Annotated in this window: 12 protein-coding genes and 2 rRNA genes; 13 read left to right on the top strand and 1 reads right to left on the bottom strand. The window is 43.7% G+C overall.

Features of this window, described 5'->3' with window-relative positions; all coding sequences use genetic code 11:
• Positions 1 to 1568, top strand: a 23S ribosomal RNA gene (locus HMPREF1532_RS19095); the annotation flags it as partial.
• Between the two features lie 82 nt (positions 1569 to 1650).
• Positions 1651 to 1761 (top strand): 5S ribosomal RNA (gene rrf, locus HMPREF1532_RS19090).
• A 185-nt stretch (positions 1762 to 1946) separates the two neighbouring features.
• Here the strand turns inward: rrf and HMPREF1532_RS19085 are convergent.
• Complete coding sequence (locus HMPREF1532_RS19085) at positions 1947 to 2831, bottom strand: NAD kinase (RefSeq protein WP_005933699.1); 885 nt, start codon at positions 2829 to 2831, stop codon at positions 1947 to 1949.
• 103 nt (positions 2832 to 2934) lie between these two features.
• Between HMPREF1532_RS19085 and HMPREF1532_RS19080 the strand changes: the two genes are divergently transcribed.
• From HMPREF1532_RS19080 to HMPREF1532_RS19030, 11 genes are all read left to right on the top strand, one after another.
• Entirely contained in the window at positions 2935 to 3648 is a 714-nt protein-coding gene (locus HMPREF1532_RS19080; protein ID WP_005933696.1) for a pyridoxine 5'-phosphate synthase, read from the top strand.
• A complete protein-coding gene (locus HMPREF1532_RS19075; RefSeq protein WP_005933693.1) occupies positions 3648 to 4370 on the top strand; it encodes a MotA/TolQ/ExbB proton channel family protein in 723 nt (240 codons plus the stop codon). Before HMPREF1532_RS19080 ends, HMPREF1532_RS19075 begins: the two co-directional genes overlap by 1 nt.
• Before the next feature lie 29 nt (positions 4371 to 4399).
• Positions 4400 to 4819: an ExbD/TolR family protein gene (locus HMPREF1532_RS19070; RefSeq protein ID WP_005933690.1), complete on the top strand. Its 420-nt coding sequence runs from the start codon at positions 4400 to 4402 to the stop codon at positions 4817 to 4819.
• Positions 4819 to 5655, top strand: coding sequence for a TonB family protein (locus HMPREF1532_RS19065; protein WP_005933687.1), 837 nt, complete (start codon positions 4819 to 4821; stop codon positions 5653 to 5655). The genes HMPREF1532_RS19070 and HMPREF1532_RS19065 overlap by 1 nt, the downstream gene beginning before the upstream one ends.
• Before the next feature lie 134 nt (positions 5656 to 5789).
• The gene (locus tag HMPREF1532_RS19060; protein ID WP_005933684.1) at positions 5790 to 6341 is read left to right on the top strand and encodes a DJ-1 family glyoxalase III; all 552 of its coding nucleotides are present in this window, start codon (positions 5790 to 5792) and stop codon (positions 6339 to 6341) included.
• Positions 6342 to 6345: 4 nt separating this feature from the next.
• Positions 6346 to 7008 carry a 2-C-methyl-D-erythritol 4-phosphate cytidylyltransferase gene (locus HMPREF1532_RS19055; protein ID WP_005933681.1) on the top strand — a complete coding sequence of 221 codons (663 nt, stop codon included), beginning with the start codon at positions 6346 to 6348 and terminating at the stop codon, positions 7006 to 7008.
• Positions 7001 to 9097, top strand: a complete 2097-nt coding sequence (gene recG / locus HMPREF1532_RS19050; protein ID WP_005933678.1) for an ATP-dependent DNA helicase RecG — start codon at positions 7001 to 7003, stop codon at positions 9095 to 9097. The genes HMPREF1532_RS19055 and recG overlap by 8 nt, the downstream gene beginning before the upstream one ends.
• Before the next feature lie 220 nt (positions 9098 to 9317).
• Positions 9318 to 9782 (top strand): nucleoside-diphosphate kinase, encoded by a 465-nt coding sequence (gene ndk, locus HMPREF1532_RS19045; RefSeq protein WP_005933677.1) that lies wholly within the window; start codon positions 9318 to 9320, stop codon positions 9780 to 9782.
• Positions 9783 to 9800: 18 nt separating this feature from the next.
• Positions 9801 to 10679: a M23 family metallopeptidase gene (locus tag HMPREF1532_RS19040; RefSeq protein WP_025818993.1), complete on the top strand. Its 879-nt coding sequence runs from the start codon at positions 9801 to 9803 to the stop codon at positions 10677 to 10679.
• A 109-nt stretch (positions 10680 to 10788) separates the two neighbouring features.
• Positions 10789 to 11331 carry a DUF1599 domain-containing protein gene (locus HMPREF1532_RS19035; protein WP_005933673.1) on the top strand — a complete coding sequence of 181 codons (543 nt, stop codon included), beginning with the start codon at positions 10789 to 10791 and terminating at the stop codon, positions 11329 to 11331.
• Positions 11321 to 12724: a BT_3928 family protein gene (locus HMPREF1532_RS19030; protein ID WP_005933671.1), complete on the top strand. Its 1404-nt coding sequence runs from the start codon at positions 11321 to 11323 to the stop codon at positions 12722 to 12724. The genes HMPREF1532_RS19035 and HMPREF1532_RS19030 overlap by 11 nt, the downstream gene beginning before the upstream one ends.
• The last annotated feature ends 59 nt before the right edge of the window (positions 12725 to 12783 follow it).

Raw genomic sequence — 12783 nt, 5'->3', positions numbered from 1 at the left:
CCCCCTCGCCGAAAGACTAAGGTTTCCTGATCAACGCTAATCGGATCAGGGTTAGTCGGGTCCTAAGGCTCAGCCGAACGGTGATGCCGATGGCAGAACAGGTTAATATTCCTGTACTACCTTAAGGAGTGACGTGGAGACGGAGTCGTGACAGCGCCGCGGACTGACGGAATAGTCCGTTGAAGGGTGTAGATGTTGATTGCGGCAGGCAAATCCACCGCAAGAGTCGAACCTGATAGTATGGAGCGTTCTTCTGAACAATCCAATAGTGCGTGTAAGCATACTCCCAAGAAAATCCGCTAAACTTAATCCTTGAGGTACCCGTACCGTAAACGGACACACGTAGTCGGGTTGAATATACTAAGGCGCTTGAGTGATTCACGGTTAAGGAACTAGGCAAATTGACCCTGTAACTTCGGGATAAAGGGTCCCTGCTGAGAGGTAGGGCGCAGAGAATAGGTCCAGGCAACTGTTTAACAAAAACACAGGGCTGTGCAAAATTGAAAGATCACGTATACAGCCTGACACCTGCCCGGTGCTGGAAGGTTAAGAGGAGATGTCATCGCAAGAGAAGCATTGAATTGAAGCCCCAGTAAACGGCGGCCGTAACTATAACGGTCCTAAGGTAGCGAAATTCCTTGTCGGGTAAGTTCCGACCTGCACGAATGGTGTAATGATCTGGACACTGTCTCAACCGTGAGCTCAGTGAAATTGTAGTATCGGTGAAGATGCCGATTACCCGCGATGGGACGAAAAGACCCCGTGAACCTTTACTATAGCTTAACATTGAATTTGGGTAATTGATGTGTAGGATAGGCCGGAGACTTTGAAGCGGGTACGCCAGTATCTGTGGAGTCGCTGTTGAAATACGGCCCTTTGATTATTTGAGTTCTAACTCGTTGTTACGAGGACACTGTTTGGTGGGTAGTTTGACTGGGGTGGTCGCCTCCAAAAGTGTAACGGAGGCTTCTAAAGGTGCCCTCAGGACGATTGGTAACCGTCCGCAGAGTGTAATGGCATAAGGGCGCTTGACTGGGAGACTCACAAGTCGATCAGGTAGGAAACTAGAGCATAGTGATCCGGTGTTTCCGCATGGAAGGGACATCGCTCAAAGGATAAAAGGTACTCCGGGGATAACAGGCTGATCCCTCCCAAGAGCTCATATCGACGGAGGGGTTTGGCACCTCGATGTCGGCTCGTCACATCCTGGGGCTGGAGAAGGTCCCAAGGGTTGGGCTGTTCGCCCATTAAAGTGGCACGCGAGCTGGGTTCAGAACGTCGTGAGACAGTTCGGTCTCTATCTATCGTGGGCGTATGAAATTTGCGTGGCTCTGACACTAGTACGAGAGGACCGTGTTGGACTGACCTCTGGTTTACCGGTTGTGCCGCCAGGTGCATTGCCGGGTATCTAAGTCGGGATTGGATAAGTGCTGAAAGCATCTAAGTACGAAGCCAGCCACAAGATTAGATTTCTCAGGGTCGTCAGAGACGATGACGTTGATAGGAGGCAGGTGTAAAGGTAGTAATATCAAAGCCGAGCCTTACTAATTGCCCGTTGACTTTCTTTTTGTCACGATGGTTTCATATATACGTTTAGCCTGCTGCTGCTGCGGCTTTTGAATTTACTTTTTTCCGTCATGTCTACCTTATTCAGGTGACTATAGCACCGGGGTTCCACCTCTTCCCATTCCGAACAGAGAAGTTAAGCCCGGTCACGCCGATGGTACTGCGTAACAGTGGGAGAGTAGGTAGTCGCCGTTTTTTTTGAAGGATCCCCTTGCAACCCGGAATACGGGGGCAAGGGGATTTCTGTGTTTAGGGGTATTGGAAGGAATTGGGGGGGAGAGAAGAAGGATGGGAGATGTGAGAATGGAGAGGGGAGAAATGCTATGCAGCGTGACAGCGCAGCCTGCTTCTCACATCTCAATTCTCACATCTCCCTTTAATTAATTCTTCCTCCCTTCTCTCGTGTCCGCCCCCCACATTAATTTAGAGCGGAGTGTATCGAAAAATATATGGTCGTAACGTTTAACGACTTTTATTGCATAGGAAGCTTTACGGATGGTTAAGCGAGTGGTTTCTTTACATGTTTCGCTCCGTCCGTCAATGGCTATGAGAAAGTTGTGGCTACGGCTTTCCACATCAAGGGTTATTTCCCAATCATCACGAATGACGATTGGTCTTACATTAAGACTGTGTGGAGCGACGGGAGTAATGGCTATTGTTTTTGAATGCGGCACAATGATAGGACCTCCTACACTTAATGAATAGGCAGTAGATCCGGTAGGAGTGGCGATAATCAATCCATCCGCTTGATAAGTAGTGAGGAATGCACCGTTTATTGCAGTTCGTATACTTATCATAGACGAGCTATCACGTTTTAGTACGGCTATTTCATTCAATGCAAACGGGGAACATTGTAGATGTTTATCTTCACAGATTAATTGGAGCACACTTCGTTCTTCTACCGTATAGTGTCCGGCATAAATTTCCTCGAAAGTGGCTTCCATTTCTGCCGGAGATATATCAGCTAAAAAACCTAAACGTCCGGTATTTATACCCAAAATGGGAATATTCTTGTCACCTACTCTGCTGGCAGCCTTCAAGAAGGTACCATCTCCCCCAATACAGATAACCATGTCTACAGAAAAATTGTTTCCATCAAACAAACCGGCCGGATGGATGTTAAGTTTCATATCCGACACCAGAAAGCGATAGAATTCTCTGCATAAATACACCTCTGCTCCATGTTTTTCTAATATATGAAACAGAGTTTCTGCATGTGATGATTTTTTGGCTTGGTATGTGTTTCCGAAGATAGCAAATTTCATACTGAACAACATTAGTTAGGGTGCAAATTTGGGATTTTTTTTCCGTATTGCTGTTATGGTGTTACTAATATTTGTATTTTTGCAGCAAACAATTCATGTAATGATGACCAGATTAAGTGTGAACATAAATAAAGTGGCTACTTTAAGAAATGCTCGTGGAGGGGATATCCCTAATGTAGTAAAAGTGGCACTTGATTGTGAGACTTTCGGAGCGGATGGGATAACTGTTCATCCTAGGCCGGATGAACGGCATATCCGTAGAGCCGACGTATATGATTTACGTCCGTTATTACGGACAGAGTTTAATATTGAAGGATATCCTTCTCCTGAATTTATCGATCTTGTATTGAAAGTGAAACCTCATCAGGTGACTTTAGTGCCCGATTCTCCTACTCAGATTACTTCAAATTCCGGTTGGGATACAAAGACCAATATTGATTTTCTGACAGACGTACTTGATCAATTTAATACTGCCGGTATCCGTACCTCTGTGTTTGTTTCGACAGATACGGAGATGATAGAGTATGCAGCTAAAGCCGGAGCCGACCGGGTTGAACTTTATACTGAACCTTATGCCACAGCTTTTCCTAAAGATCCGGAGGTAGCAATAGCTCCTTTTGTAGAAGCTGCGAGGGTGGCACGCAAATTGGGACTGGGATTGAATGCCGGTCATGATTTGAGTCTGTTGAATCTAAACTTCTTTTATAAAAACATACCTTGGCTGGATGAAGTGTCTATTGGACATGCTTTGATTAGCGATGCACTTTATTTGGGACTTGAGCGTACTATTCAAGAATATAAAAATTGTCTCCGTTAATGAATACACTGTTGTTATTGGCCCAAGGGGCTGCAAATATGGCTGATTCACTGGCAACAGCCAATCCGGTGCTTACCACTGTAAATGCACCGGCAGAAATGAATATGCTTGATATGGCTGTGAAAGGCGGCTGGATCATGATAGTGCTTGCAGTATTATCTGTGGGATGTTTCTATATTTTATTCGAGCGTATGTATGCTATTCGGAAAGCCAATAAGGAAGATCCGATGTTTATGGATAAAATCAAGGATTATATTCATAGTGGGGAGATCAAATCGGCCATTAATTATTGCCGTACGGTAGACACTCCTTCGGCACGTATGATCGAGAAAGGGATTAGCCGGCTCGGCCGTCCGGTGAATGATGTGCAGGCTGCTATTGAAAATGTCGGGAATATCGAAGTGGCAAAATTGGAAAAAGGTTTGCCTGTGATGGCTACGATTGCCGGCGGTGCTCCGATGCTCGGTTTCTTAGGTACAGTTACCGGTATGGTGCGTGCTTTTTATGAAATGGCCAATGCAGGTAGCGGTAATATTGATATTACCCTTCTTTCCGGAGGTATCTACGAGGCTATGATTACTACTGTAGGAGGTTTGATAGTGGGGATCATTGCTATGTTTGCTTATAACTATCTTGTAATGTTGGTGGATCGTGTGGTGAATAAGATGGAAACGAAAACGATGGCATTCATGGATTTACTTAATGAACCTGCGCAGAAATAAGGTATTAAACACCTATTGAATAAATTAATATGGCATTAAAACGAAGAGCTAAAATATCGCCCAACTTTAGTATGGCCTCCATGACGGATGTGATATTTTTGTTGTTGATCTTTTTTATGATTACTTCCACTGTGGTATCACCCAATGCTATTAAAGTACTGTTGCCTCAAGGAAAACAGCAGACTTCTGCAAAACCTCTGACAAGGGTGATCATTGATAAGGATTTGAACTTTTATGCAGCTTTCGGAAATGAGAAAGAGCATGCTCTGACGTTGGACGAATTGACTCCTTTTTTGCAGAGTTGTGCAGAAAGAGAACCGGAAATGTATGTAGCACTTTATGCAGATGAGACGGTACCTTACCGTGAAATAGTAAAAGTGTTGAATATTGCGAATGAGAATCATTTTAAAATGGTGCTGGCTACACGGCCGCCCGAAACAGGTAAGTAATGAGCGGAAAGAGAAAGGGTGAATACGTAGGAGTGCTGGGTGCGCTGTTGGTGCATGTGGCGATTATTGCTCTTTTGATTTTGGTGAGTTTTACTGTTCCCAATAATCAGGATGAGGGAGGGGTGCCTGTCATGATGGGGGATGTGGATGTCGCACAAGGAAATTATGATCCTGCCACAATGGTGGATGTGGATGTACTGCCCCCGGAGGAAGTTCCGGAAGTAGAGCCACAGGAAACAACAGAGCAGGAAATGATAACACAGACGGATGAAGAGACTGTTGCTATAAAACCTAAAACGGAGCCGAAGAAAGAAAAACCTAAGGAGGTGAAAAAGCCTGAGAAAACAGCTGCGGAAAAAGCGGCGGAAGCGAAGAAACTTGCAGAAGAGAAAGCTGAAAGAGAACGGAAAGCTGCTGCGGAAGTCGCTGCCAAACGGGTGTCAGGAGCTTTCGGTAAGGGTGCACAGATGGAAGGAAGCAAGGGAACTTCTGATAGCGGAACGGGTGTGGAAGGTAGTAAAGACGGAAATTCTTCAACGGGTTCTAAAACAGGAACAGGCGGTTATGGAACATTTGACCTTAATGGACGTTCTATAGGAGAAGGAGGGTTACCTCGCCCTGTATATAATGTCCAGGAAGAGGGACGTGTAGTCGTTTCTATTACTGTGAATCCTGCCGGACAAGTGATTGCTACAAGCATTAACCGGCAGACAAATACGGTTAATGCCGCTTTGCGTAAAGCAGCGTTAGATGCGGCCAAGAAAGCTCGTTTTAATGCAGTCGAAGGCGTAAACAATCAGACAGGAACAATCACCTATTATTTTAATTTGCGATAAAAATCTTGATGCAATGAGTGGATTGCCGGTGTATCAATGAAAGAGAATAAATTTGATTTATTAGATATAAACTAATTAACGTGCCGATTGGCCGGTGTTTTTTATCATTGGCGTATTGACACATCATTAACATTATGGGAACTGTATATGCCTTTTTTGCAGACGGTTTTGAGGAAATTGAAGCCTTTACTGCCATTGACACGCTGAGACGTGCCGGATTGAATGTAGAGATTGTATCTGTGACACCGGATGAGATTGTCGTTGGTGCACATGATGTTTCTGTACTTTGTGATGTGAACTTTGTAAATTGCGACTTCTTTGATGCTGAATTGTTGCTCTTGCCTGGTGGTATGCCCGGCGCGTCGACTCTTGATAAGCATGAAGGCTTGCGTAAACTAATTCTGGATTTTGCAGAAAAGAATAAACCGATAGCTGCTATTTGTGCGGCACCGATGGTGCTTGGAAAATTAGGACTTCTTAAAGGCCGTAAGGCGACTTGCTATCCGAGCTTTGAACAATATCTGGAAGGTGCCGAATGCCTTGATGAGCCGGCTGTAGTAGATGGGAATATTATCACAGGTATGGGACCGGGTGCTGCTATGGATTTCGCATTGGCAATCGTAGAAAAACTTGTAGGCAAAGAGAAAGTGGATGAGTTGGTAGAAGCAATGTGCGTAAGACGCTGATAGAATGACTCGTACCGCCTTGATCGTAGCCGGTGGCAAGGGTTTGCGTATGGGAAGCGATCTTCCTAAACAATTCCTTCCTATTGGTGGGAAACCTGTGTTGATGCATACCATCGAAGCGTTTTATCGTTTCGATGAAGAAATGAAAATCGTCCTTGTGTTGCCGCAAGAACAGCAGACCTATTGGAGAGAACTTTGTCAGAAGTATCATTTCTCGATTGGACATGTGCTCGCCGATGGCGGTGAGACTCGCTTCCATTCGGTAAAGAACGGTTTGGCATATGTTGAGCCGGGACTGGTAGGCGTGCACGATGGAGTACGCCCGTTCGTTTCACGACAGGTCATCGAGCGTTGTTATCAATTGGCTGAAACAAAAAAAGCGGTAATTCCTGTCGTTGACGTGGTGGAAACGATTCGTCATCTTACGGATACGGGGAGCGAGACTGTATCTCGCAGTGATTACAAGTTGGTTCAAACTCCGCAAGTTTTTGATGTGGAGCTATTGAGACGAGCTTATGCACAGGAATATACTTCGTTTTTTACGGATGATGCTTCTGTGGTGGAAGCGATGGGAGAGTCTGTTTATCTGGCGGAAGGCAATCGTGAGAATATCAAGATTACCACTCCTTTTGATTTGAAAATAAGTAGTGTTCTGGTGAATGTTTGATTTAACTACACGTGACATAAAATATATATCCGGCGTAGGGCCACAGAAAGCGGGTGTACTCAACAAAGAGTTGGAGATATATTCCGTACATGATCTTATTTACTATTTCCCTTATAAATATGTAGATCGCAGCCGTATCTATTATATTCATGAAATAGACGGGAACATGCCTTATATACAACTTAAAGGGCAGATCTTGGGTTTTGAGACTTTTGGTGAAGGACGTCAAAGACGATTAGTCGCTCATTTTTCGGATGGTACCGGTGTGGTGGATTTGGTGTGGTTTCAAGGAATCAAATTCATTTTCGGTAAATATAAAGTTCACGAAGAATATATCGTTTTCGGTAAACCGACGGTTTTTGGCGGACGAATTAATGTGGCGCATCCCGATATAGATAAGACGGCAGAGCTTAAGTTGACGGCTACCGGTTTGCAGCCTTATTACAATACGACGGAGAAGATGAAGCGGAGCTTTCTCAACTCTCATGCAATAGCCAAAATGATGGCGACGGTGCTTCAACAGATACAAGAACCGCTTCCTGAAACTTTATCCTCAAAGATATTAGCCGATCATCACCTGATGTCACTTACGGATGCTTTGCAAAATATTCATTTCCCTGTCAATCCGGAGTTCTTAAGAAAAGCACAGTATCGTTTGAAGTTTGAAGAACTTTTTTACGTGCAACTTAACATCCTGCGATATTCTAAAGATCGGCAACGGAGATATCGGGGCTTTGTTTTTGAGACGGTAGGCAAGGTATTCAATACCTTTTATTCCCGCAACTTACCTTTTGAATTGACAGGAGCCCAAAAACGAGTGTTGAAGGAGATTCGGCAGGATGTAGGTTCGGGACGCCAGATGAACCGTTTGTTGCAGGGAGATGTAGGTAGCGGTAAGACCTTGGTAGCATTAATGAGTATGTTGATGGCACTTGATAATGGTTATCAGGCTTGTATGATGGCCCCTACGGAAATTCTTGCCAACCAGCATTACGAAACGATAAAGGAGCTTCTTTTCGGTATGGATATCCGTGTGGAATTGCTTACCGGTTCGGTGAAAGGGAAGAAACGTGAAGCCATCTTTTCCGGTTTGCTCACAGGGGATGTACGTATCCTGATCGGTACTCATGCCGTCATAGAGGATACTGTCAATTTTTCTTCCCTCGGTTTTGTCGTTATCGACGAACAGCATCGTTTTGGGGTGGCACAACGTGCCCGCCTATGGAGTAAGAATATCCAGCCTCCCCATGTGCTTGTGATGACGGCTACTCCTATACCGAGGACTTTGGCTATGACTCTTTATGGTGATTTGGATGTTTCTGTCATTGATGAGTTACCTCCGGGACGGAAGCCGATTACTACTATTCATCAATTTGATAATCGTCGCGAAAGTCTTTATCGTTCCGTACATAAGCAGATAGCTGAAGGACGCCAGGTTTACATTGTCTATCCGCTTATAAAAGAAAGTGAAAAGATTGATTTGAAAAACCTTGAAGAAGGGTATTTGCAAATATGTGAAGAGTTTCCGGATTGCAAAGTCTGTAAAGTGCATGGAAAGATGAAACCGGCTGAAAAAGACGGGCAAATGCAGCTTTTTGTCTCGGGAGAGGCACAGATAATGGTGGCTACTACGGTGATCGAGGTAGGAGTAAACGTACCGAATGCCTCTGTGATGATTATAGAAAATGCCGAACGGTTCGGATTGTCGCAGTTACATCAGCTTCGGGGACGTGTCGGCCGTGGGGCGGAACAGTCTTACTGCATTTTGGTGACTAATTATAAGTTGACGGAGGAAACACGGAAGCGCCTTGAAATAATGGTGCGTACCAATGATGGTTTTGAGATAGCGGAAGCCGATTTGAAATTGCGTGGCCCCGGAGATTTGGAAGGCACTCAGCAGAGTGGCATTGCTTTTGATTTGAAAATAGCCGATATAGCACGGGATGGACAATTGCTGCAATATGTTCGTAATATTGCTCAAGACATTGTGGACGCTGATCCGGAAGCATGCCATCCTGAAAATGATATATTATGGCAACAGCTTAGGGCACTTCGCAAGACGAACGTTAACTGGGCTTCGATAAGTTGAAAAACGGTTAAACATGCAGCTTATTTGCAGAATATGTTGCAAAACATATATTCTTCATAGACCTCCTATTTATAGTACTTTAAAGCCTGTTTTTCTCGTTTTTCCTTTCGGAGGATACAAAAAAAAGTTAAGAGACTACCCAGTATTTCGAAGGAAAATACTATCTTTGGAAGAATTTTATAATAAATGTATCGTTTAACACTTTGATAACAGTCATATTATGATTGAAAAAACACTGGTGATCTTGAAGCCCTGCACCGTACAACGGGCGTTGGTAGGTGAGATTCTTCACCGTTTCGAACGTAAAGGTTTACGCTTAGCCGGGATGAAGATGATGCAGTTGACAGATGAAGTGTTGAGCGAACATTACGCCCATCTCAGTACAAAGCCGTTCTTTCAACGTGTAAAGGATTCTATGATGACAGCTCCTGTTGTCGTTTGTTGTTTTGAGGGTGTAGATGCAATTCAAGCAGTCCGTACGTTGGCAGGTCCTACTAACGGACGTCTGGCAGCACCGGGAACTATTCGGGGAGATTACAGCATGAGTTTTCAAGAAAACATTGTTCATGCTTCTGATTCACCGGAGACCGCGGCGGCCGAATTAAACAGATTTTTTAAACCGGAAGAAATATTCGACTATAAGCAGGCTGTATTCGACTACCTGTATGCAAATGACGAATATTAATTGAATTTGACGAAGCGAATGAATTTCAATTGTATTAAAACCGTAATGATTGCCGCGGCGGCTATGATCAGCCTGAATTCTTTCTCTCAGGATTTGATCGCCCGACAGGCACCGATCGATAAGAAATTAAAATCAGTAGACTCTCTCGCATTGCAACGGCAGATCCGTGCGGAGCAATCCGAATATCCTGCATTAAGTCTTTATCCTAACTGGAGTAATCAGTATGTACATGCATATGGTAAGGAAGTCATCATTCCGGAATCATATACAATTGATTTGACAGGCTTTCATATGCCGACTCCGAGCACACGCATCACTTCGCCTTTCGGTCCCCGTTGGAGAAGAATGCATAATGGATTGGATCTGAAAGTAAATATCGGTGATACGATTGTCGCTGCATTCGATGGAAAAGTACGTATTGTGAGATATGAACGTCGCGGGTATGGTAAGTATGTAGTCATTCGCCACGATAATGGATTGGAAACCATATACGGGCATTTGTCAAAACAGCTGGTAGAAGAAAATCAATTGGTAAAAGCTGGTGAGGTTATTGGTTTGGGCGGTAATACAGGACGTTCTACCGGTTCACATCTTCACTTTGAAACCCGCTTCTTGGGAATTGCTATCAATCCGGCTCTTATGTTCGATTTTCCTAAGCAGGATATTGTGGCAGATACTTATACATTTAAAAAGACAAAAGGTTATCAGCGTGCTGCCGGTTCGCATGACACTCAGTTGGCAAGTGACGGAACGATCCGGTATCATAAAGTAAAGAGCGGAGATACGCTTTCGCGCATTGCTAAGTTGCGTGGAGTTTCTATCAGTACGCTTTGTAAGCTGAACCGTATTACAACAAAGACCATTCTTCGTCCCGGACAGGTTTTGCGCTGTTCTTAACGAAATAGACCCTATTTAGATCACAAGTAGCCAGGTAGTTATACATTGCCTGGCTATTTTTTTCTTTTTTCTTCAATTATTGTTACCTTTGTGCTCTATTTGTAAGGATATGAAAGATACCAAGCAACAATTTGAGCATGTCATCGCTTTATGCCGTGACTTATTTTCCAAGAAACTGCATGATTACGGTCCTGCATGGCGTATTCTGCGTCCGGCTTCCGTGACTGATCAGATTTTTATTAAAGCCAACCGTATTCGCAGTATCGAGACCAAAGGTGTGACACTGATAGACGAAGGTATTCGTTCGGAATTTATTGCAATTGTCAATTATGGTATTGTCGGACTTATACAGTTGGAACTCGGTTATGCCGATGTTGCCGATATCAGTAATGAAGAAGCAATGGCCTTTTATGATAAATATGCTAAAGAAGCATTGGAACTGATGCTTGCCAAAAATCATGATTACGACGAGGCGTGGCGTTGCATGCGTGTCAGTTCTTATACCGACCTGATTCTGATGAAGATTTACCGTACTAAACAGATTGAGAGTTTGGCAGGACATACATTGGTTTCGGAAGGTATCGATGCAAATTATATGGATATGATTAATTATTCCGTTTTTGGTTTGATTAAGATTGAATTTGAAGGTTAGGAATTTACATATTATTCAAAAGACGTGGGTCAATGCCTGCCGCTTTTTGTTGGCAGTGGCATTTATATTCTCAGGATTTGTGAAGGCGGTTGATCCTTTAGGGTTCCAGTATAAAATACAAGATTATCTGGAAGCTTTCGGTATGCTGTCTTGGTTTCCCTCTTTTTTTCCTTTGTTGGCAGCGGTTATCTTATCAGCCATAGAGTTCTCCATCGGGGTCTGTTTGTTTTTCGGGATTCGAAAAAAGACGACTACTCTGTTGGCTTTCCTACTGATGATATTCATGACTCCGCTTACCCTTTATCTGGCATTGAAGAACCCGGTTTCCGACTGTGGTTGTTTTGGTGATGCATGGGTGCTGACGAATTGGGAAACTTTTGGGAAGAATATTGTGTTGTTTATTGCAGCCTATTCTACTTTTCGGTGGAAAAAGGAGATTATACGTTTCATCTCGGCTAAGACGGAATGGTTAGTTTCGTTATATACCATATTGTTTGTGTTTGCACTTTCGTTTTATTGCCTGGCTCATTTACCTGTTTTGGATTTTCGTCCTTATAAGATAGGTAAGAATATTCTTCAGGGGATGGAAATACCGGACGGGGCAAAGCCGAATGTGTATGAAACGACTTTTCTTATGGAGAAGGATGGTGAGAAAAAAGAGTTTACACTCGAGAATTATCCGGATAGTACCTGGACATTTGTGGATACACGTACTGTTTTGAAAGAGAAAGGGTACGAACCGCCCATCCATGACTTTTCACTGGTGGAACAGAGTACCGGTGAGGATATAACGGATAAGGTTCTGACAGATATAAATTATACTTTTCTGTTGGTGGCACATCGGATAGAGGAAGCGGATGATAGCAATATCGATCTCATAAATGAAATATATGACTATTCGGTGGAAAACGGTTATGGTTTTTATTGTCTGACCTCTTCTCCGAGCGAAGAGATAGAACTTTGGCGTGACAAGACCGGGGCTGAGTATCCGTTCTGCCTTGTAGACGACATTACGCTGAAGACTATGATACGTTCCAATCCGGGATTGATGTTGATAAGGAACGGTGTGATTCTAAATAAATGGAATGATGCGGATTTGCCGGATGAATATGCCTTGACCGGTAAACTCGAGACTCTTGAGCTGGGAAAACTGAAGAAAGTGACTGATAGTTATACCATTGGTTATGTCTTTTTATGGTTTGCTATTCCTTTGTTGTTCGTATTGGGTATGGATATTCTGGTAGTGAAACGGCGGGAAAAGAAAAGTGAAGCTCTTCGGAGGCGAAATGCTGAACTGCTAAAAGCTGTGAAGCTTTCTACACAGGAAGAGACGCCAAGCGATGAAGGTAGTGATGGCAGTGAGACGAAAAGCGATAGCGATAAATCTTCATAGCGTATGAAACTCTAAATCACTATAATGCAAATCGGAAATAAGGTAGTTTAAGTGGTAAT

This window comes from Bacteroides salyersiae WAL 10018 = DSM 18765 = JCM 12988 (assembly GCF_000381365.1).
GTDB lineage: Bacteria > Bacteroidota > Bacteroidia > Bacteroidales > Bacteroidaceae > Bacteroides > Bacteroides salyersiae.
The sequence above is the reverse complement of the archived record's forward strand: the minus strand, read 5'-3'. Positions and strand labels throughout refer to the sequence as shown.